Below are 20,263 nucleotides of genomic sequence, written 5' to 3'. Positions count from 1 at the left end.
TTCAGCAAAGTTCAGGGTTTTGGGGGTTAGAGGCATGCTCCACCCCCTCTGGACTGCGCCAGCGTTCCCAAATGCCGGCAAAGGCAAATACCGGTCGATCCAGCAGGTGAAACCAGTAGGGTTGTCTGCCCTTCTTGGCCGTACCTGAGTCGGCCCACTCGTAGAAACCATCGGCCGGGATCAGGCAGCGACGACGGCGGAAAGCTTCGCGGAAAGAAGGCTTCTCGGCCACCGTTTCAGAACGAGCATTGATCAACCCGGCCTTGGCGGCTTGGCTCCAAGCGGGGATCAGGCCCCAGCGAAAATGGGTTGCCTTGCGCTGAAGGGATCCCGCCACCACCGCCAGCACCGGCTGAGAAGGAGCGATGTTATACCGGGGGACAGCTGCCCTTTCTTGGGCTGCCGCCGGCAAGCCGAAATGCTGCATCAGCACTTCTGGGGCCACTGCCAGGCTAAACCGTCCACACATGTTTGTCCCCCAGTCGCTCACCCCAAATGGCCTGCCGACAGGATCCCCTAAACCTTGGTGGAAATGCCCAGCAGTTGCAAGATCCCGCGCAGGGGAATCTCCACCCACTCGGGGCGGTGGTTCAACTCATAGCCCAGCTCGTAAATGGCTTTTTCCAGCAGATAGGCGTCCAACAACACCTCTATCTCTTGCAGGCTGCGGGGCAAAAAAGCCGCTTGGGAAGCCACCTGCAGATATTCGGCCAAAAAGCCCGCGCAGACCCAGCGGTGCCAAAACTGGGCCCACCGCATCATGTCGGGGCAGTGGTCGGCGCAGACCAAGCCGCTCTCCAGTTGCTGGCGCAAGGCGGTGTGGACGGCGTAGTGGAAGGATCGCAGCATCCCTGCCACATCCCGCAAGGGGCAACGCTTGAGACGCCGTTCGCCCAAAGAGCGGGCCGGCTCCCCTTCAAAGTCGATGATGACAAAGTCTTTGCCGGTAAACAGCACCTGGCCCAGGTGGTAATCCCCGTGGCAGCGGGTACGCAGGGCGGTGATCTTCCGCTCCAGGATCAGGCGGAAGCGGCTCATGATTTCCCCTTCTTGGTCGCAAACAGCCCGAGCCAAGTTGGCCTCTGCTTCCGGCAGCTTGGGGAGCTGCTTATAAGGACTCCGTCCCGCTGACGCGAACAGCAGCGGAAACACCTGCCCCACCAAGTTGCGCATGGACTGGTAAACGGAGCGCTGGTACAGGCTGGAGAAAGGCTCTGGGGCAAAGTCTTTGTTCTCCGTATCGGCAGCCAGGGCGATGTGCAGCTCGGCGGTGCGCTTGGCCAAGATCCGCACCGATTCTAGGTAGCTGCCGATGGTGGCGTAGGCCAGCTCCGGCAAGGGCTGTTGGGAAAGCTCCAAGAAGGATCCCTGCGGCACGGGCACGGGATCCACCTCTTGGTAGTGAACCAGCACCGCCTCAAAAAATTGCCCCAGGCTGTCCAGGGTGTAGTGCCAGGCATCTCCCTCGTTGGGGATGTACTCCTGCAAAATGGCCAAGGTAATGGGCTGATCGGCGGGATCAAACCCACGGGCCCCGCGACGACGGCGATACTCCAGGGATCCCAGCAGCCGTGGCACCCGCACCTGGGGATGGTGCTCCAGCAGGTAGCGGCCTATCTCCAGCTCTGGGTTTACCCCCTCGGCCACCCGGTGGTAGAGCTTGAGGAGGTAGTGGTTGCCATAGACAACGGAGGTGTAGCTCTGCTCCGCCTTGAGGAGGCGGGGTTCCAGGTCATGCTCAAGGGCAGCAAAGCTAGTGGCCCAGAGCTCTCCCTGACGGTGACGCAGGCGGCCCTGCTGGGCAATTAGCTGCAGCAGCCGCAGCAAGAAGCTTTTGTCAGCCAGAGCGTTGAAAATTACTCCCGCCGGCCCTCCGGCCACTTGCACAGGGAGGATGACCGCCTGGGGCATCTCTAGGCGCAGGTGTACGGCTGCTTCTTGGGTAGCATAGCCCACAGGGAGAGAGTAGAGCTGCGTATCGCCCTCGATAAACTCGGCCTGGAGAAGCAAGATCTGGCTGCCCAGCAAGGACTCCTCTTCTCGGCGGCAGGGGATAGCCTGCAGGATATGGATCGCCTGGAGCTGGCGGTTTTGGGAGCCAAACCAACGACAGCGGTAGAGGTAGTCCGCCAAGACTGCCTCCAGCTGCTTTTGGCTTTCCCCTTGCAAGAGACTGTCCCAACTACCACTTTGAACAACCAGAGGACTACCACTTTGAACAACCAGAGGGACCAGGCGTTCCTGCTCCTCCGCTTTGCTGGGGCTGAGGTGGATGGTCTCCGTTTTGGGCTCAAGGGAAAACCAGTAAAAGGAATGGGGGCCTAGCGTTAGGAAATAGGGCAGTCGCCCAATAGGGGGAAACTCGGTGTGGCCAAAGATCTCCACCGGGATCAATCCTTCCCACGGCGATAGATCCAGCCCCACCCACTGGGCGTAGCGGGAGAGATTGGCCACCACCAAGATGCGCTCATCGCCAAAGGCCCGCATAAAGGCAAGCACCTTGCGGTTTTCTGGGTGGAGCAGCTCAAAGGAGCCGCGGCCAAAAGCTTGGAATCGCTTGCGCACGGCGATGAGCCGCTTCATGGTCCACCACAGGGAATGGGGGTTGTTTCGCTGCGCCTCCACATTGACAGCTTCGTAGTGGTACTCGGCGTCGATGACGATGGGCAGGTAGAGCTTCTGAGGGTTGGCCCGCGAAAAGCCCGCATTGCGGTCGGCGCTCCACTGCATGGGGGTGCGCACGCTATTGCGATCCCCCAGGTAGATGTTGTCCCCCATGCCGATCTCGTCCCCGTAGTAGATGACCGGCGTGCCGGGCAGAGAAAACAGCAGGCTGTTCATCAGCTCGATGCGGCGGCGGCTGTTGCCCAGCAGGGGGGCCAAGCGGCGGCGGATCCCCAGGTTCACCCGCGCGTTGGGATCCTTGGCGTACACCTGGTACATGTAGTCCCGCTCCTCGTCAGTGACCATCTCCAGGGTGAGCTCGTCGTGGTTGCGCAGGAAGAGGGCCCACTGGCAGGTTTCAGGAATGGGAGGGGTTTGTTGCAGGATGTCAATGATGGGGAAGCGATCCTCCATCTGGATGGCCATAAACAGCCGTGGCATGAGGGGAAAGTGGAACTCCATGTGGCACTCGTCCCCATCGCCGAAGTAGGCCACAGCATCTTCTGGCCACTGGTTGGCCTCCGCCAGCAGCATGCGGCCAGGATACCTTTGGTCAATGTGTCGGCGCAGAGCCTTGAGAAAGGCATGGGTCTCCGGTAGGCTCTCGCAGGTGGTGCCCTCCCGCTCGTAGAGATAAGGCACCGCGTCCAGCCGCATGCCATCTACCCCCAAGCTCAGCCAAAAGTCCACCACCTCGAACATGGCTTTTTGTACGGCGGGGTTGTCGTAGTTGAGATCTGGCTGGTGGGAGTAAAAGCGGTGCCAGTAGTAGGCCTTGGCCACTGAATCCCAGGTCCAGTTGGACGCTTCAAAGTCTTGAAAGATAATGCGGGCCTCTTTGTACTTTTCGGGGGTATCGCTCCAAACGTAAAAGTCCCGCTCGGGGGTGCCGGGGGCAGCTCGTCTGGCCCGCTGAAACCAGGGGTGCTGATCCGAAGTGTGGTTGAGGATGAGCTCAATGATGACGCGGATCCCCCGCTTATGGGCAGCCTCCAGAAAGATCTTGAAGTCCTCTAGGGTGCCCAAGTCAGGGTGAACACTGGTAAAGTCAGAAACGTCGTAGCCGTCATCTTTTAAAGGCGAGGGGAAAAACGGCAGCAGCCAGACGGCTGTAATCCCCAGTTCTTGCAAGTAGTCCAGCTTTTCGGTCAGGCCCTGGAAGTCGCCCACGCCATCGCCGTCGCTGTCGAAAAAGGCCCGTACCGGCAGCTCGTAGATGATTGCATCTTTGTACCAAAGGGGGTCGTGGGTGAGGGGGGAGATGAGGCTGCGCAGAGGGGCTCGGATCATCATGTCGGTCATGTCGGCAACAGAGACAGGATTGGGACACCTTGGCAACCCTAGCCGTTGAATGGGGATCCCCTCAATAGGCTACAGCCTTCTCTTGGGTGCCAGGGATCCCCGGCGTCGGTTCAGGCAATGCCACTCCGCTTCTGGGCTTCCTTGCGGGAGACGGCCACGTGGCGCAGGCCGGCCCGGAGCAGCTCCTGCTCGATCAAGGCAAAAAACCGCTGCCGATCCCCGCTTCTCACCACCGCCAAATGATGGGCTTCCGCCAAGGCGATGGGGTAGCCAAAGCCCTTGTGCACTTGGCTCAGCACCCCTGCCAGAGCCCGCTGCAGCAACTCCGCATCCTGGACCACCCAAGCGGGAAACTCCAGGCGAGCAATTTCGGCTTGGCCCAGGGATCCCTCGCCAACATTGAGGTAACAACAGTGGACGTGGTGTTCCCCGAAGGCGTCCAACACGCTGGCGCCGCTGCGCCAAAGGGGGCTGCGCTCTCCCGGCTGCAGCAGGGATCCCCAAAAGACGCGGTCTGCCAGGGGGGCGAAGGGATGGCAGGGAGGAGACTTCTCGCCGGGACAGTAGCGGTAGCAGTCACAGCCCAGGTACGGGCACAGCCCCAAGCGCAGGTAGTTGAGGGTTTCGCTGCTGCGGGAGGCGCTGATGTAACCCACGAGAGGAATGCGGGCCGCCCGCAACTGCTCCAAGGTCGCCAGAATGGGATCCAACCAGGGGCGCCGGGCCGACTGGGACAGAGGTTCCAGTCCCCAGGGGATCAGGGATCCATCCAGGAGCGCCAGCGTGGTGCGGCGACGGGGCACCGACAGGGCCAAACGAGCCAGCTCCTCCAGTTCCGCTTGGGAGCGTCGTAAGGCCAGTATCTCTTCCAGCCCCAACGAGGACTCCGTGCCGCTGGTAGGATTGCGTTCACCTGGAGCGCGCTGCGGGCGAGAGTCTCGCCGGTTAAGGGGGGCCCTCGGCAACCCTTCTGCCCGCGGTTCCGAGAGAGGGGAGTCTGAGCGGTTTTGCTGGGCAAGGGGCCCATCTCCATACAGCAGCAGGGGCTGGCTGTCCAGGAGCGGCCACTCCTGGGTGCCGTAGTGGAGAACCACGCGCCCAACATTGATCAGCGAGCAGTAGGCAATCTCGTGGTGACTGGGCAAAATCTGGGATCCATCCGTGGCCACCACCGTGTGTCGCCCCTGCAGAGGCTCGACCTTGGGCAGGGATCCCCAGGCTTCCGGCGGCTCGGCGGGGCTGGCGCAAACAAACGACAGATGGGATCCCCACTCCACCCAGCGGGACTGCCAAACCTGCGGCTCCTGCTGCCAGCGCTCGAAAACTTGCCAGGCTTGGCGGAGGCGTTCTTGGCTGGCTTTCGACTCCTGTTGCAGGTGCCGGGTGAACGCAGGAATTTGCCCGCTCAGCTTAACCAGATCCAACATGATGGCCGCATCAGCCCTGCATGGCAATAGGGCTGCCAGAAGCGGAAGAAGCCACATCTTGTCCTTCTGAGGAGTTGAGCAGCTCTTCCAGCGGAAACTCCCCGTAGACCTCGCTGCTGTTGTTGGGACTCTCCTGCAGGCGAACCCGATGCAACTGCACCCCCAGCTCCCGCAGGGGCAGAGTCAGCAGCCGCTGGATGTAGAGGGCGATGTTTTCGGCAGTAGGCACCACCTGGGCAAAGTAGGGAATGTCTTTGTTCAAAAAGGTGTGATCCAGCGGCTTCACCACCTGCTCCTCGATCAGCCGCTGCAGGGCCGCCAAGTCCACGATCATCCCCGTGCGCGGGTCGATGGATCCCTTGACGGTGATCTCCAGGCCGTAGTTGTGGCCGTGGCCGTGGGGACGGGCACAGAGGCCGTAGATGGCGCTGTTTTCTTCAAAACTCAGGTGATCCAGAGCCAAGCGGTGGGCGGCGCTGAAATGGGTGGCAACAGTCAAGTAGGCTTGCATGGCTTCTCCTCGGTATTCGGCCCAAAGCTCAGGATCTTCGTACAGACGGACGCTGGTTAGGGGCAAGGCATCGGCCAGGCGTTGCCAAATCACGTAAGCGATAAACTCGGTAGTGGGCAAGGTTTGGGCAAACTCCGGCCAAGCTTGATTTAGATAAGCAAAGTTGAGATCTTGAATCACCCGCTGCCGGATCACCTGCTTCACCTCCGAGAGGTTGAGCACCATCCCATAGTCATCCACCTCACCACTCATGCCCACCTCCAGCACATAGTTGTGGCCATGGCCGGGAAAACGGGCATTTGGGCCAAAGCGGGCTAAGTTCTCGGCTTCTGAGAGTTCGGGCAACCAGTACCGATGGCTGGCGGCAAATTGCGCACGGCGGTAGATTGTACAGATTCTGGACATGAGTGGAGAGGAGAGCATCTGCCGGGGGATCCACCCTTTAGCTTGACACACTCCCCGGCCCAGAGGGTGGAAATTCTCAGCGGCCCTCAGCCTACCCTCCCAGTGGTCTTGCCGTCATCTCTGTCCTGCGCCAGGTCAGGCACTTGCCCTGCCGACCGGGTCGGCCTGTGCATACCCTCATTTCCCAGAAAGCATTTCGAGCAAGGTTTTGGCGGCATTGTGTCCTGAGAGCCAAGCCCCCTCTACGCGCCCTCCGGCGCACCAATCGCCGGCACAAACCAAAGGCAATCCCTCAGCAGCGGAAACCGGCACACGGGTGCTTAAGCTGGCCAATCCCGTGGTTTCCAAAGGCAAAGCGTAGCGCCAACGGTGCACCTGCATCCATTGTGGCGAAGCCAACCAGGGATCCAGCCGTTGGGCTGCGTGGGCCAGCAATTCTCGACCGGCCTTTTCCAGCTCAGAGGGGCCGGCCTCCAAGTACAGAGATGACCACTCCGCCCCCCCATGCAAGACCACCACAGGCGGGAGCGGCTGCAGGCGCTTGCTGCTGTCCAGTCCCAGCCAGGCCAACATCGGATCCTCCAAGCACTTGATCCCCTTCCAAGGCGGCGTATGCTCAGAGTAGCCCGCCAAAACCGCAAGGCAGGGTTGATACTGGGCGGATTCCAGCAGAGGCAACAGGTTTTCAGCCAAAGGGATCCCTTCCCGGAGCAGGGGCAGCAACTGGGGGGCCGGAATTGTCGCCACCAGGGCAGCAGCCTCGTAGCATTGGCCGTTCTCCGCCCTCAATTGCCAGCTTGTTGCCAAAGGTTTGAGGCTGACCACACGAGTTTGGGTGTGTACCGACAGCGGGGCAGCCAAGTGTTTGGCCAGCATTGTCATGCCCTGGGGGCAAGCGTAGCGTGGTTTCTCGTCGTTGGGATCCTCTGGGCGCAGCCCTTCTCGATCCAGCACATGCAGCGAGCGCGTCCATTCCGCCAGCAGCCCCAGGCCCAGCAGCTCCTTCACCCAGCGATAAAAGCCATCCGAATCGGCAGTCAGGTATTGAGCCCCATGATCCACTGGCACCGTTTGCCCAGCGTGCTCAACTCGACGGGTGGCCATGCGCCCGCCCAAGCCCGCCGATTTTTCCAGCACCAGAACCCGCAGCCCCGCCCGCAGCAGTTGCCTTGCACACACCAAACCGGCCACTCCCGCCCCGATGACAATCACATCGGCGGATGTTGAGCGGGCTCCCTCGGAAGGGGTTACCGCTGCCTGGGTTGCTTCGCCTAGCATACTGAGCCTGCCAGCTGTGACCGGATCCGCACGTTCAGCTCCCGCCTCTGCCGAAGGGGTTGTTGCCCCTCTCTCCGAAGAGCTTGGCTTCTCCCTTGATGGCAGCCTTGATGATGTTGTAGGCAGCCCAGGCAACCACCAAAACAATGGGCGACAGAACGATCAGCGGACGGAGATCAATGTCCATGGTTTTCATCCCCCCCTAACATAGATTGATTTACCGACTGCTTGGAACAAGAGCCTCCAGGGTTGGCCACCGCCAGAATCCCGATGGGGTGAAACCGTTTTCGACTCTGGATCCCGCATAAGCTGAGGTGCAACTCTGGAAAGATGGCTAAGTCCAGAATAAACCCAAATGGGGATCCCTACCGGACAGACTTTGCCCCATCTGGACTGCTGAGGCGGGAGCCAACAGGCCCACACCGAGAATCGCGTCCAGAACTAGCGTACCCAGCAGGGGCGTACAATCGACCCCGATCAACCGCTAACTGCCGCCAAAGCCAGCAACCGAGCCAGTTTGATATTGCTGCCCATGAGAGGATCCCTGTTTTGGGGAGTTCCCCGGAGCCCATCTTGGCGCCCCTCTGCCTTTCCGAGGGTTTCTAAGCTGTTTCTAGACCATTTCTAGACTGCGGTGTTCAGTCTAGGGTGAGATGCCTGGGCCATTGAGGAAAGCCTTTGGCCGAGTGCATTACTGTTCCGCAACGCCGACGCGACCAACGTTTTAGGTGTGGGTGCAGTGTCCTAGTTTGAATCGAGATGACCATCATGACTGTGCGCTAGAAAGGGTTGTCTCTCGGCTCTCTTTCAGTTGCTGTAGATTTTGCCCAGGGCAGCCGGCGGACGAGTGCGGCGGGCGCGGCCCTGCATTCCCGATAGAACCCCCATCGTCAACACAAAGGGCAACGCCTGGATCAACACGGGCGGCATCACATCTCCCCCTTGCAGTTGAATGGCCAGGGCGTCGGTGGCCCCAAACAACAGCGTCGCGCCCAGGATCCCGAAGGGGTGCCACTTGCCAAAGATCATCGCTGCCAAGGCGATAAGGCCCTTTCCTGCTGACATGTTGCGGACAAACTGGTTCAAAAAGCCAATGGAAAGGTAGGCCCCCGCCAGGCCCCCCAACAGGCCGGAGAGCAGCACCGCCGCGTAGCGCATACCCAGGACATCCACCCCCATGGTGGCAGCAGCCTGAGGATGCTCTCCCACCGCTCGCAGCCGCAAGCCCCAGGGTGTTTTGAACAGCAACCACCAGGAGATTGGCACCAACAGAAAGGCCAGATACACCAAGGGGCTAAACCCATGCCACAGCGGCAGCCGATTGACAATTTCTTGAGAGTTGGTGGTGTTGCCGTAGAATGATTGCAGCACCAGCGAAGGCACGCTCATGGCCAACAGGTTGATGGCAGTGCCGCTGACAATTTGATCGGCTCTGTAGCGGATGCACATCAGCGCATGCACAAAGGCAATGGCCACCCCCCCTAAGGCGCCGGCCAACAAACCCACCCAAGGGATCCAACCCACCTGAGCTGCTGGAGTCTGAGCCAGAAGGGAAGCTTCCAGGCGTTGGGTGGTTACCGCCGCCGCCAAAGCCCCAAACAAGATGATCCCCTCCAGGGCAATATTGACCACGCCGCTGCGTTCGGAGTACATGCCCCTAAGGCCGTGAGCAACAGAGGGGTAGTGGAGCGCAGGGTAGCCGGGATCAAAGCCCAAAACAGAGTTGCCATATTGCTCCGCAGCGCCAGCGCAAACGAGATCTCCGCTCAGAGGTACTCAAGTTGAGCGTTCATCGCAGTCCATTTCCACCTGGGCTGCCTGCAAGGGATCCGTGAAATAGCCGGGCAACAGGCCGCCTGCAGCAATGAAAAGGTGTAGGTGATCAAGTCCACTTTGGTGCTCAGCTTTACAAAAAAAGGCGAATCGGGCGAGGAGCCTAAGCCGGGCCGCAGCAACCCCACCACCACCGCCCCTGCTGCCACCGCCGCCCCCAAGGCACTCAGGGGTACGATGATCTGCCGCTGCCGCACCAAAAAAGCTTTTCCTCCCGGCAACTGCAGCCGCCCCAGCAGCAACAGCAGCAGGGCATAGGCAAAGCTGGCATAGCCAGCCAAAGAAGGGCTGAACCGCCGCAACGGCAACCGAGCCGGCGGGACCCCCTCCGCCAGGGCCGCCCCATTCACCGCCCCCACTGCCCCATAAAACCAGAGCAAGCCCAGCCCAAATAGAACCAGACCGACCACTCCCAAGCTGTACAGCCAGCGGGCCCGCACTTGCCGCTCCTTGATCCCCAGAGCCAGACATGACAACAGCGCCAACAGCACCCAGGCCCAGCTCAACCCTGGGATCCAACCCACCGCCAAAGTCTCCGGGATTCCCAACTGCTGCGGGTCGATGAGGCCAAAGGTTCCCGCCAGCACCCCTGCTCCGCCGAACTCCCGCCTCAGCATCCACTAAGGGCAGAGCAAAAACAGCAAAACGGCAATCAGATTGGTCAGCAACAGCAGCATGGGCAGAGATTCAACAAGACCAAGGAGGGCCATCCGACAAAGATAGCAGCCAGCCCTCTTCTCAGCTCCTCAGCTCAAGACACTTCTCACGGGAAAGTGTTCCGCACCTCTGCTGCGGACAAGGCCAGTTGGATCTGTTCTGGCCTCAGGTCTCGAATCAAAGTAGTGCGCAGAGGTGCTGGGATCAAAATCGCGTGTGAGCAAATCTGCCAAAGCTGCCTGCTGCTCTGGCGTAAGCCGCCGCAGATAAAAATCCAACTGCCGGCTCACCGTGCCATTGTGGGCAAACCGGGCCAGATCCTCCACGGGCAAAGAGAACTCAATCAAAGGCGGCAGAAACACCCCCAAGCGCTCTGCACCCCCCATCTGGCCCAGACCGAAGAAAACTGTCCCCAATCCCAGAGCCAAGGCCAACAGTCTCCGTGGCCAGTTCATGCCTAGAGTACTCCCTTCGAACTGGGGATCCCTTCTTGTCGGCGGGGATCCCGTTCTACGGCCATGCGCAGGGCGCGGGCAAACGCCTTAAAACTGGCCTCGACAATATGGTGGGCATTGAGGCCGGCAGCCTGGCGAATGTGCAAAGTGAGCTGGGCGTGGTTGACCACCGCCTGATAAAACTCCCGCACCAACTGGGTTTCGTAGCGGCCAATGCGCTCTGTGGGCAGCTCCAGGCCATAGCTGAGGTGAGGGCGACCCGAAAAATCCAGCACCACCTGCACCAGGGCTTCATCCAAAGGCGCCCAAAAATGGCCGAAGCGATGAATGCCCCGCCGATCCTGCAAAGCCTGCGCCAGAGCCTGTCCCAGCGTGATGCCCACATCTTCGTTGGTGTGGTGATCGTCGATGTGCAGATCCCCTATGGCCTTGATCTGCAAATCGATCAACCCGTGGGTGCTGAGCTGGGCCAGCATGTGATCCAAAAAGGGGATCCCAGTATCGATCTCATGGCGCCCGCTGCCATCCAGGTTCAGATGAATTTGGACATCCGTTTCTCCAGTGCGACGGTGAACAGAGGCCGTTCTGGGCTGGAGCAGGCGCGAGGAGTCGTTCGCGTCAGCGGTGCGGAGCACTTTGGCAGTCATGGGAAAAGTATCGAAGCAGGCGGGAAGTCCCAGCTCTAGGATCGCACAAGCCCGCCGCCATCGACACCTTCACCCATGCAGCAGGTGAGAATCCCTTCTCTGCCGGGGATCCTGATCCCAGCCCCCTGGACACGGGGATAGGTGTGACAGGGATCCCCTACAGGCAAGCCGGTGGGGCCGATCCTCTGCGCCCTCACCCCTTGGGAGAGGGGAGCTAGCAGGTTCAGCGGGATTTGAAATAGCCTATAAGACAGCTTCTCCCGAAATCGCTGTAGATTGCTGAAGGAAATTGTTGAAAAGGGGGTTGCCGTTTGCAGGATTGGCAGCAGATTCAGCGCGCCCTCAAGCAACACTGGGGTTACGAGAGGCTGCGCCCACCCCAGGATCAGGTGATCCAGGCTCTGCTGGACAAGCGCGACGCGCTGGTGGTGTTGCCGACGGGGTTTGGCAAATCCCTGTGCTTTCAGCTAGTAGCCCTGCTGCAAACAGGGGTGACGCTGGTGGTCTCGCCCCTGATCGCCCTGATGGAAGACCAAGTTCAGGATCTTTGGAAACGCAAGCTGCCGGCGGCCTGTCTCCACAGCGAACTGGATCCGGCCCTGCGCAAGCGGGTGTTGAAGGCCCTTGAGGAAAACCGACTGCGCCTGCTCTATTTGGGGCCGGAGACCCTATTCAGCCCCCCCGTTTGGCAACGGCTGCAACAGCCTCAGGTGCAAATCAACGGCCTGATCGTGGATGAGGCCCACACGTTGGTGCATTGGGGGGGATCCTTCCGGCCCGACTACCGCCGTCTGGGATTGCTGCGCCCGGCTCTGGCCCCGGTGAAGCCCTCTTTTCCCATCGCCGCTTTTACCGCCACGGCTGACCCCCAAACCTGCAGCCGCCTCAGCCAAATCCTAGAGCTGCGGGATCCGGAGTGCATTCGCGCCGATCCCCTGCGGGCCAATATCTCCCTCAATGTGGCGATAGCCTGGAGCCCGGCGGATCGCCGTCGTCGTCTGCTGCGATTCCTGGGCGAGAATCCCGGGTCGGGTCTGGTCTATGTGCGCACCCGACGGGATGGGGAAGAGCTGGCCGAGTGGCTGGGCCGACAGAACCTAAAAACCGCCACCTACCATGGGGGACTGGAAGCGGGATCCCGCCGTCGGCTGGAACGGGCCTGGCTGCAGGGGGAACTGCGCTTTCTGGTCTGCACCAACGCCTTTGGCATGGGCATCAACAAGCCGGACGTGCGTTGGGTACTGCACTTTCATCCCCCGCCCAGCTTGATGGATTATTTGCAAGAGGTGGGGCGAGGTGGTCGGGATGGTGGCCCTTGCCGGGCCCTGATGCTGGTCTCGGAGCCGACGGGCCTGCTGGATCCCAGCGATCGCCGGCGCCAAGCCTATTTCTATTCCCAGCAGGAGCGCCTTCAGGCCCGAGCACGCCACCTGCTGCAAACCTTGCCTCAGCAGGGATCCTACGCCGACCTGCCGCCTGGAGAGGCACGGGTGGCCTTGGGTCTGCTGCAGGAGATGGGCTGTTTGCGGTGGCCGGATCCCTTTCACTTTCAGGTGTTGCACCGCCGTTGGCAGCCTTTAAGACGAGAGGATCCCTGGCAAGGGATGGAAGCCCTCATCCACGCCCGCGGCTGTCGGTGGCAGGCGATCTTGCCCTATTTTGGCTACCCCTATTTTGGCTACCCTGGGGAGCAGCCCGGCCTGCCCTGTGGCACCTGTGACCGTTGTCGGCTTTCTCGTTAGCCCTCAACAGCCCGCTGCGAGCCGCAACCGGCAGGAGTGGCTATCACGATCTGCGTTTCTGCAAAGGGAGCAGTTCCCCTTGCTGACGAACTTTCGGCTGTGCCTATGAGTGTTTCCGGATCTCCGCTCGAGGAACTTGACCGACCCTTGTCCCTAGCCCGGCAGGTGGCGCAACTGTTGGTGGTGCCGGTCTCGGCCCGTCTGGGATCCCAGTCTCCTCCCCGAGAGATCCTCAAACGGCTTATCCAGGAGGTGGGGATCGGGGGCATCTGGCTCACGGATGGCCACGTGGCCGAGGCCCTGCTGCTGATCGAGGAGGCCCAGTCTTGGGCGGCTCTGCCCCTTTTGGTGGCGGCAGAGGCCGGTCGTGGGCTGGCCCTACAGGGGGCTACCTCTTTTCCCCATCCCCTGGGGTTGAGCCGTCTGGGGGCGGAAGCCGAGCGCTGGGCCGAGCAGTGGGGGCGGATCACGGCGCGGGAGGCGGCGGCCATCGGCATCAATTGGTTGCTCAGCCCGGTGGCAGAGCCACTGGGGGAAGGGGCGCTGGCGGAGGATCCCCTGTCTGCTTTGCAACTGGCGCGAGCTTTTGTGCGCGGATGTGAGCAAGCGGTTCCAGAAGGGATCCTGACCACGGCCAGCTCCTTTCCGGGCAAAGGCTGTAGGGATCCGGTTCAGGCCGGACTGAAGCCATCCCCAAAGACAACAGACACCCCCTGGTGCCCCCGATTAACCCTGACCCTAGCCCAGCTCCAAGAGGGACCTTGGCTGCCTTTTCGAGGTTTGGTGGAGCAGGTGGGGGCGATCTTGGTTTCCCACGTGGTGCTGCCGGAGTGGGATGAGCGCTGGCCTATCACCCTGCTGCCGGGGCGGCTGACCCAACTGCTGCGCCAGGAATGGGGGTTTGGCGGGCTTATTGTTGTGGACAGCCTCGATCAAGGCTGCTTGGCAGAGCTGGCCAATGCTAACGGGCCCAACTCATTGGCCGTGCGGGCTTTCCAGGCCGGTGCCGATCTGATTCTGGCCCCCCCCGATCCGATGGCATCCTTGGCAGCCGTTTTGGAAGCGGTGCAACAGGGATCCCTCAGCGCAGCCCAGCTTGCCCAGTCGGTGACGCGGGTGCTGCGGGCCAAACAGCGACTCCTACCTGCCGCCTCAGCTCTCCTCCAACAGGTGTGGCCGGCCTTGGCGGAAACGGATTTCAGCACCGTTGGCGGATGGATGGGGGCCAGGGATCCCACGGATCCGGCCCTCAACCGTGGCTCTCCAGCCGAGCAACTGAAGCCTTTGCTGTTGGGGGATCCCATCTCCAAGGACAAGGACTCCGTTCCGCGGACGCGAACGGCGTTGGGAAAGTTGTTCAACAGGCGCTCCCACCTGACCTCTGCTCTGCACAGAGCCGCACAGCTGGGATCCCTCTTGGCCGAGAAGGATATTGCTCCCTGTCAAGCGGCTATGGCCCGTGGTGGCGTGGAAGGAGGCCGGCCCCTCGGCCCGCCCGCAGAGCCCGGATGGTTGAACTGGATCTGGCAGGATCCCCCCTTGGGTGCTGCCGATGTGCAGTTGCAGTCTCCCGCCCTCCATGTTCCGGCTGCCCTGGGCATGCTTCCTGTGCTCAGCGATGCCCTTACCCCCCTGCCTTGGTTGGAAGCCGCTCTAGACAACGCCCCAGGGTTGATTTTCCAAGGTTTCCTTGGGAATCCCTTGCCCAACTATGTGCTGGATTGGCTGCAACAGCATCGGGAGCGGGTGGCAGCCGTCGTCATTTATGGTAATTTATCTCTCTACCGTCGCCTGCGGGCGCACTTTCCATGGGCCAATGCCATCCACAGCCTCAACCGGGATCCCTGGGCCCAAGCGGAGGTGATGGGGCGGCTCTTTCCCAACCGTTCCCCCTCAGAGGGATCAAAGTCTCACGTGGCCCAGCCAACCATTAAGAAAAAGTAAATACCTTTACAGATTATTGGCAGGGAAAGGCTCCTGAGTTATCGTGTTGGTTGAAATGTAAAAGATTGAAACGGTTTCTCTCAGCGTTGTCTGTGTCTCCCTCCCTCTCAGAGACCACTCAACCCCGCAGCAGCCAGTCATCAACTGGCAGTTGCGTCGGCTTTGAGCAAAAGCGACTTCAGCCTTCATCCCAACAGCGTTTACAACCCTTCCTCAAATCCTTGCAGCGATTCTTTACAAGTGTCTGGGCTCAGAAAACTCGGCTGGGTCTTGCCCTCCTCGGCCTAGGGCTGGCGATATTGACCTGGGCTTGGCTAAGTGCTGAGGCTCGTCTGGATCCCTACACGGAAGCCGTCCTCAGCTTACAGGGGCAGGTTAGCCATGGTGCATCCTTGTTTGCCCTCAACTGTGCAGCCTGCCACGGAGAAGAAGCGGATGGGCGAGTGGGGCCCAGTCTGCGGGGGGTGAGCAGCCGCCGCTCGGATCGGTTTATTATTCAGCAGGTGACCGGTGGCAAAACGCCTCCCATGCCCCAGTTCCAGCCGGATCCTCAGGAGATGGCGGATTTGCTCAGCTACTTGAAAACCCTCTGAGGCCGTTTCATGGGCCTGGCCCAGCAGCTTGCTTGCTATGCTCTCTGGCTGGCCGCCGTATTTGCTTTTGCGGAATGGCTGCGCTCCCGGCAGGTGGACGGGGAATGGGTGCGCAAGGCCATTCACATCGGCGTGGGCAATATCATTTTGTTGGCTTGGGCTTTGCAAGTGCCTCGCTGGCTAGGGGTGGGATTCTCTCTGGTGTTTGCCGGCTTGGCGCTGCTCTCCTACCGGGTGGCCATCTTGCCCAGCTTGAATGGAGTCGGTCGCCGCAGCTTTGGCACCTGTTTCTACGCCGTCAGCATTGGCCTGCTGCTGTTTTGGTTTTGGCGTCCCCAGCGACAGGTCTTCGCGGTGATCGGCATATTGGTGATGACGTGGGCCGACGCCCTGGCAGGGTTAGTGGGCAAAACTTGGGGCAAACACCCCTACCAACTGGGATCCATTCAAAAAAGCTGGGAGGGATCCCTGACCATGTGGGCGGTGAGCAGCTTGGTGATTGCAGCTCTGCTGCTGGGGTACTTTGGCTTCTCCCCCCCTTTGCTGGCCATCAGCCTCTTGGTGGGGGGGATAACCATGGGGCTGGAGGTGTTCTCTTGGTGGGGGTTGGATAACCTGACCGTGCCCCTGGCCAGTGCCGGCCTCTGTTTCGTCTTGATCCAGATCCTCAATTATTTGTAACGCTTGCTACAAAACGTTCCTCTCCCGTCCCCGGCGGTATAGCGTGGAAACAGCCCTTTCTTCTTCTCCACCATGGCTGCAAGTCCTGCGCTGGCCTCTTCTGCCCCTCCCTCTCCCGCCCACATCTGTCCCTTTGCCCAGGCTTGTAGCTACCTGGATTGGGCAGCTGGCGAGCTGAAGCTGGATCCCGGCTGGGTGGCGATCCTCAGCACCCCCCGCAAAGTGGTGACGGTGGCGATCCCCGTGCGGCTGGATAACGGACACATCCAAGTGCTGGCGGGCCATCGGGTGCAGCATTGCAACGTTCTCGGCCCCTACAAAGGGGGGATCCGCTACCATCCCGCGGTCACCCTTGAAGAGGTCTCGGCCTTGGCGATGCTCATGACCTGGAAATGTGCCCTTATGGGCATTCCCTACGGTGGGGCCAAAGGGGGGATCCCCCTCGATCCCAAGCGTTATTCGGTCTCGGAGCTGGAGCGCATCACCCGCCGTTACACCAGCGAGCTGATCAAGGATATCGGCCCTGCAGAGGATATCCCCGCTCCAGACATGGGAACTTCCGCCCGCGAGATGGCCTGGGTGATGGATACCTATTCCATGAATGTTGGGCATGCGGTGCCGGGAGTGGTGACGGGCAAACCTCTCTCGATTGGGGGATCCCGAGGGCGAGAACTGGCCACCGGACGGGGGGTGATGATCACGGTACGGGAAGCCTTGGCCCGACATGGTGGATCCCTGGCAGGGGCAACGGTGTTGATCCAAGGCTTTGGCAATGTGGGCGGGGCAGCGGCCAGCTTGCTGCATCAGGCAGGAGCCAAAATTGTGGCGGTTTCCGGCAGTTCTGGGGGCCTTTATAACCCCAAAGGACTGGATATCCCCGCCCTCAAAGCCCACATGAAGGAACAGGGAGGCCGCATGGCGGGCTTTCCGCAAGCTGAGCCCATCAGCAACGCCGACCTACTGGTGCAAAAAGCGGACGTGTTGATCCCTGCCGCTCTGGAAAATCAAATTACCGAAGCCAATGCCCACCAAATTCAAGCCCGGATTGTGGCAGAAGCTGCCAACGGGCCAACCACCCTTGCCGCCGACCGGATTTTGGAATCGCGAGGGATCCAGGTATTGCCGGATATCCTAACCAATGCCGGTGGAGTGGTGGTGAGCTATCTGGAGTGGGTGCAGGGACTCTCTTACGTCTTCTGGGATGAAGAGCGGGTCAATCAAGAAATGGAAGGTCTGATGGTACGTGCCTTTGAACGGGTGGTGCAGGAGGCAGAACGGCGGCAAGTGTCGCTGCGACTGGCTGCCTACACCCTAGGGGTAGGCCGAGTGGCCCAAGCCCTACAGGATCGCGGCCTTTACCCGTAGACGCTCCCCCACCTGGAGACCGGGAACTCTTGGCTCAACAAGCCCACTTGCCAGGGTTCGGCTGCCCAAACTCTGCTGGAGGTAGTCCTTTTCTCAAGCCCGACGGCGTTCTTGCTCCTGCTTTTCCTGCTGCTGCCATTGCTTGAGCAGCTCTTTTGCCGCCTGCGGGGTAAAGTAGTCCAGCTCCATCAGCTTACGGTAGGTCAGAATTTGTCGCATCTCCAGGGGCATATCTGCTTTTTGGTAGAAGTAGCGAATGCGATTGATGTTTTGCTCCATTTCTGTAAACTCTTGCTCCCGCTTGATCTGCCTTTCCTGCTTGAGCACCTCATGGGGGGCAGAAAGGCGGTTGTAGTTAGGGATCCGTTGCGTGCCTGTGGTTTTGCTCGCAGCAGGCACACGGTGGCCTCCGGTTTGTCGGCTGTTGGCCTTGTTGGAGTTGAAGAAGAAAGAGAGCATCGGCAAACCTCACACAAACAGATAAATGGCGGGAGCTTAACGCCAAGTCAACAATATCAAGTTTAGGTGAAGAAGCCTGTGATCCAGATCCTTCTTGGAAAAACCCGTACTGCTGACGAGGCGCTGTATCTCTCCGCCTCTCCTACCCCCTCGGATGGTTGAGGGAAAGATGAGGTTTGGCCTCAAGCCAATCTATTCATGAGTCCAGCCTACCGTGTTTACACGGAAAATGACTGAGATCACGTCCGAGAGTACAAGGTATTTAAGTATCTTCACGTCCTTTTGTTCGGGATCCCTGTATCGGATGTACTTTCCCGCAGGCCGCTACAGGTGGGATTCATCTCCGCTCAGCAGCCAAGTGACCGATACCCCCAACGCCTTGGCAAAGGCCACCAGTTCTTTGTCAATGACGCGCCGTTTTCCCTTTTCCACCTGGCCAATTTTGACGTAGTCCAACTGCACACCGTACTTGGCCAAGCGACCCGCCAGTTGATCTTGGGTGAGTTGCAGCTTCTCCCGTACCCAGCGCACCCGTTCCCCAATCAAGTTGGCCGATGGATGGTGCCGGTCGTTAGACTCCATAGGAGCAGAAAGCCGTAAATATTCTTTTCCAGACTGAGGAAGTTGAGGGATCCTCACATGGTAGCCTGAGCTGGCAAGGTTCCCTTTTCCTGGGATCCCACCCGGCAGCCGTTGAGCTAACCGGCTCAGGAACAATCTTATCTCAAGGTCTAGATCGAAAATCGCTTACCGCTTTTTGGCGAGCGACCCCTTGCGTGCAAAGACTTGGCGGACGGGACCCCTGCTGTTCCCGCATCCAAGCGGAAAAATCTCCGGACAAAAAAGAGGGGCATGATCGATTTTCGCTCGCAGCAGCAGCAGAAACCTTTTTAGACTGGGAGATGAAGTTCTCTCCTCACCTGGCTGTGGTTTTTTCTCGTCCTCATCCTGAACACTCTGCCTCTTCGCCTCAGGAGTTTGACGATCTCTGGTTCGACTCCGAGTCTGCCCCTCAAGACGACCTCGCAGAAGTTGACTCAGAGCCAGGGGCCGGCGGATCCCGGTTGAACGAGGACGCTGTCGATCACTACCTGAATACCATCGGTCGCGTGCCCCGCATCGATCACGCTGAGGAAATCGAGCTGTCGCGCAAAATTCAGCAAAAGCTCCTCATCGACCAAGCCCGGCAGGAATGGCGGCAACGGCGGGGGGAGGATCCCAGTGACGAGGCTTTGGCCGAGGCCCTGCAGATTTCCGTATCCACCCTTCGCTCCCGCATCCGACAAGGGGAGCAGGCTCAGCGCAAGCTGGTCAACGCCAACCTGCGCCTGGTGGTCAGTGTTGCCAAAAAATACCTCAATCGGGGGGTGCCCTTTTTGGATTTGATCCAAGAGGGCAATATCGGGTTGATTCGGGCCACCGAAAAATTCAATGCCGAACGGGGGTTTCGCTTCAGCACCTACGCCCATTGGTGGATTCGCCAAGGCATTACCCGCTGCATTGCCAACCAAGCGCGGACGATTCGCCTGCCGGTACACATGGTCGACAAAGTACGCCTGCTCAAGCGCACCAACCGCGAGCTGATGAAGCTGCAGGGGAGGCGGCCCACCGAAGCGGAGCTGGCAGAAGCCTTGGGCATTAAAGTCAAGAAACTGCGCATGATCCAACAGGCTGCTGCTTTGCCCCTGTCGCTGGATGTGCCGGTCGGCCAGGAAGGAGAAAGCCGCCTTGGAGATTTGCTGCAAGATGAGCGGCAAGAGCAGCCCTTTCAAGGGATCCTCGTGCAATCCATGCAGCAGGATGTGCGTTCTGCCATGCAAACCCTGAAGCCGATTGAGAGGCAAGTGCTGGAGTTGCGCTATGGGTTAGACGGGCAACAGGCGAGAACCCTGCGGGAGGTGGGGGATCACTTCAACCTAACGCGGGAACGGATTCGTCAGATCGAGCGGGATGCCCTGCGCAAGTTGCGGGTGGGATATTCTTCGCGGGCTTTGGCTCAGTACATTCGCTAGTGGCTACAGGCCTGGCAGACCGATTTCCGGGCCAGCTTCTGCCCAGGGATAGCCTTTTTTCAATCTTCTTGGGTTGAACACCATAGCCCCTTGCAGCGGCGATGATAAGGATCCCTTATCCCCTGAGCCTATTGGGGCTGATGACCCCCCGGCTACCTCATCTTCACGACCAGAGCCAGTGGGAAGGACTTTGGCAGCTAACCTCTTTGGTCGTTGAGGAGTTGGCTGATCGGTTTCCTCTGGCGCTCAGCTAGAAATCGCAGGAGCCCCGCACTGTACCCGTAGGGT

General features: G+C 60.1%; 18 protein-coding genes. 6 read left to right on the top strand and 12 right to left on the bottom strand.

All coding sequences use genetic code 11. The features are described 5' to 3' along the window. Position 1 precedes the first annotated feature (1 nt). From NW843_RS12535 to hisB, 10 genes are all read right to left on the bottom strand, one after another. Positions 2–469 (bottom strand): SOS response-associated peptidase, encoded by a 468-nt coding sequence (locus tag NW843_RS12535; protein ID WP_414523103.1) that lies wholly within the window; start codon positions 467–469, stop codon positions 2–4. A 47-nt stretch (positions 470–516) separates the two neighbouring features. After that, positions 517–3,957: a maltose alpha-D-glucosyltransferase gene (treS, locus tag NW843_RS12530; protein WP_414523102.1), complete on the bottom strand. Its 3,441-nt coding sequence runs from the start codon at positions 3,955–3,957 to the stop codon at positions 517–519. 119 nt (positions 3,958–4,076) lie between these two features. Continuing rightward, positions 4,077–5,393: a DNA double-strand break repair nuclease NurA gene (locus NW843_RS12525; protein WP_414523101.1), complete on the bottom strand. Its 1,317-nt coding sequence runs from the start codon at positions 5,391–5,393 to the stop codon at positions 4,077–4,079. A 10-nt stretch (positions 5,394–5,403) separates the two neighbouring features. Then, on the bottom strand, positions 5,404–6,309 hold the full coding sequence (locus NW843_RS12520) for a 6-carboxytetrahydropterin synthase (protein WP_414389844.1): 906 nt from the start codon (positions 6,307–6,309) through the stop codon (positions 5,404–5,406). A gap of 177 nt (positions 6,310–6,486) precedes the next feature. Next, complete coding sequence (locus tag NW843_RS12515; protein ID WP_414330803.1) at positions 6,487–7,587, bottom strand: NAD(P)/FAD-dependent oxidoreductase; 1,101 nt, start codon at positions 7,585–7,587, stop codon at positions 6,487–6,489. Positions 7,588–7,621: 34 nt separating this feature from the next. After that, positions 7,622–7,774: a photosystem II protein Y gene (locus NW843_RS12510; RefSeq protein WP_414330801.1), complete on the bottom strand. Its 153-nt coding sequence runs from the start codon at positions 7,772–7,774 to the stop codon at positions 7,622–7,624. Positions 7,775–8,394: 620 nt separating this feature from the next. Continuing rightward, positions 8,395–9,240 carry an ABC transporter permease gene (locus NW843_RS12505; protein ID WP_414523100.1) on the bottom strand — a complete coding sequence of 282 codons (846 nt, stop codon included), beginning with the start codon at positions 9,238–9,240 and terminating at the stop codon, positions 8,395–8,397. Positions 9,241–9,353: 113 nt separating this feature from the next. Beyond that, positions 9,354–10,037, bottom strand: coding sequence for a hypothetical protein (locus tag NW843_RS12500; protein ID WP_414523099.1), 684 nt, complete (start codon positions 10,035–10,037; stop codon positions 9,354–9,356). Between the two features lie 129 nt (positions 10,038–10,166). Next, on the bottom strand, positions 10,167–10,532 hold the full coding sequence (locus tag NW843_RS12495) for an alpha/beta hydrolase (protein ID WP_414523098.1): 366 nt from the start codon (positions 10,530–10,532) through the stop codon (positions 10,167–10,169). Positions 10,533–10,534: 2 nt separating this feature from the next. Next, the gene (gene hisB, locus NW843_RS12490; protein WP_414416231.1) at positions 10,535–11,179 is read right to left on the bottom strand and encodes an imidazoleglycerol-phosphate dehydratase HisB; all 645 of its coding nucleotides are present in this window, start codon (positions 11,177–11,179) and stop codon (positions 10,535–10,537) included. Between the two features lie 311 nt (positions 11,180–11,490). On the opposite strand from hisB, the gene NW843_RS12485 reads away from it, so the two are divergent. The 5 genes from NW843_RS12485 to NW843_RS12465 all read left to right on the top strand — a co-directional run bounded on the left by NW843_RS12485 (position 11,491) and on the right by NW843_RS12465 (position 17,504). Continuing rightward, entirely contained in the window at positions 11,491–12,921 is a 1,431-nt protein-coding gene (locus NW843_RS12485; RefSeq protein WP_414523097.1) for a RecQ family ATP-dependent DNA helicase, read from the top strand. 147 nt (positions 12,922–13,068) lie between these two features. After that, positions 13,069–14,865, top strand: coding sequence for a glycoside hydrolase family 3 N-terminal domain-containing protein (locus NW843_RS12480; protein WP_414523096.1), 1,797 nt, complete (start codon positions 13,069–13,071; stop codon positions 14,863–14,865). A gap of 299 nt (positions 14,866–15,164) precedes the next feature. Further along, a complete protein-coding gene (locus tag NW843_RS12475; protein WP_369791762.1) occupies positions 15,165–15,458 on the top strand; it encodes a c-type cytochrome in 294 nt (97 codons plus the stop codon). Positions 15,459–15,467: 9 nt separating this feature from the next. Further along, complete coding sequence (locus NW843_RS12470) at positions 15,468–16,139, top strand: diacylglycerol/polyprenol kinase family protein (RefSeq protein ID WP_414423668.1); 672 nt, start codon at positions 15,468–15,470, stop codon at positions 16,137–16,139. Between the two features lie 72 nt (positions 16,140–16,211). Beyond that, positions 16,212–17,504: a Glu/Leu/Phe/Val family dehydrogenase gene (locus NW843_RS12465; protein WP_414523095.1), complete on the top strand. Its 1,293-nt coding sequence runs from the start codon at positions 16,212–16,214 to the stop codon at positions 17,502–17,504. Between the two features lie 93 nt (positions 17,505–17,597). On the opposite strand, the gene NW843_RS12460 is transcribed toward NW843_RS12465, so the two are convergent. Continuing rightward, the gene (locus NW843_RS12460; RefSeq protein ID WP_414523094.1) at positions 17,598–17,963 is read right to left on the bottom strand and encodes a hypothetical protein; all 366 of its coding nucleotides are present in this window, start codon (positions 17,961–17,963) and stop codon (positions 17,598–17,600) included. A 324-nt stretch (positions 17,964–18,287) separates the two neighbouring features. Continuing rightward, positions 18,288–18,545: a helix-turn-helix domain-containing protein gene (locus NW843_RS12455; RefSeq protein ID WP_041436246.1), complete on the bottom strand. Its 258-nt coding sequence runs from the start codon at positions 18,543–18,545 to the stop codon at positions 18,288–18,290. A 320-nt stretch (positions 18,546–18,865) separates the two neighbouring features. On the opposite strand from NW843_RS12455, the gene NW843_RS12450 reads away from it, so the two are divergent. Then, positions 18,866–19,975, top strand: a complete 1,110-nt coding sequence (locus tag NW843_RS12450) for an RpoD/SigA family RNA polymerase sigma factor (protein WP_414523093.1) — start codon at positions 18,866–18,868, stop codon at positions 19,973–19,975. The last annotated feature ends 288 nt before the right edge of the window (positions 19,976–20,263 follow it).

It is taken from the genome of Synechococcus sp. R5-12, from assembly GCF_047502655.1.
Classification (GTDB): Bacteria; Cyanobacteriota; Cyanobacteriia; order Thermostichales; family Thermostichaceae; genus Thermostichus.
Note: the sequence above shows the minus strand (reverse complement) of the source record. Positions and strands in the feature narration are given on the sequence as shown.

What these genes read in the sequence shown, in the direction of transcription:
- NW843_RS12465 (WP_414523095.1), top strand. Translation starts at nt 16,212, where the DNA reads ATGGCTGCAAGTCCTGCGCTGGCCTCTTCTGCCCCTCCCTCTCCCGCC.
- NW843_RS12520 (WP_414389844.1), bottom strand. Translation starts at nt 6,309, where the DNA reads ATGTCCAGAATCTGTACAATCTACCGCCGTGCGCAATTTGCCGCCAGC.
- NW843_RS12455 (WP_041436246.1), bottom strand. Translation starts at nt 18,545, where the DNA reads ATGGAGTCTAACGACCGGCACCATCCATCGGCCAACTTGATTGGGGAA.
- NW843_RS12470 (WP_414423668.1), top strand. Translation starts at nt 15,468, where the DNA reads ATGGGCCTGGCCCAGCAGCTTGCTTGCTATGCTCTCTGGCTGGCCGCC.
- treS (WP_414523102.1), bottom strand. Translation starts at nt 3,957, where the DNA reads ATGATGATCCGAGCCCCTCTGCGCAGCCTCATCTCCCCCCTCACCCAC.
- NW843_RS12495 (WP_414523098.1), bottom strand. Translation starts at nt 10,532, where the DNA reads ATGAACTGGCCACGGAGACTGTTGGCCTTGGCTCTGGGATTGGGGACA.
- NW843_RS12515 (WP_414330803.1), bottom strand. Translation starts at nt 7,587, where the DNA reads ATGCTAGGCGAAGCAACCCAGGCAGCGGTAACCCCTTCCGAGGGAGCC.
- NW843_RS12500 (WP_414523099.1), bottom strand. Translation starts at nt 10,037, where the DNA reads ATGCTGAGGCGGGAGTTCGGCGGAGCAGGGGTGCTGGCGGGAACCTTT.
- NW843_RS12510 (WP_414330801.1), bottom strand. Translation starts at nt 7,774, where the DNA reads ATGGACATTGATCTCCGTCCGCTGATCGTTCTGTCGCCCATTGTTTTG.
- NW843_RS12505 (WP_414523100.1), bottom strand. Translation starts at nt 9,240, where the DNA reads ATGTACTCCGAACGCAGCGGCGTGGTCAATATTGCCCTGGAGGGGATC.
- NW843_RS12525 (WP_414523101.1), bottom strand. Translation starts at nt 5,393, where the DNA reads ATGTTGGATCTGGTTAAGCTGAGCGGGCAAATTCCTGCGTTCACCCGG.
- hisB (WP_414416231.1), bottom strand. Translation starts at nt 11,179, where the DNA reads ATGACTGCCAAAGTGCTCCGCACCGCTGACGCGAACGACTCCTCGCGC.
- NW843_RS12450 (WP_414523093.1), top strand. Translation starts at nt 18,866, where the DNA reads ATGAAGTTCTCTCCTCACCTGGCTGTGGTTTTTTCTCGTCCTCATCCT.
- NW843_RS12535 (WP_414523103.1), bottom strand. Translation starts at nt 469, where the DNA reads ATGTGTGGACGGTTTAGCCTGGCAGTGGCCCCAGAAGTGCTGATGCAG.
- NW843_RS12460 (WP_414523094.1), bottom strand. Translation starts at nt 17,963, where the DNA reads ATGCTCTCTTTCTTCTTCAACTCCAACAAGGCCAACAGCCGACAAACC.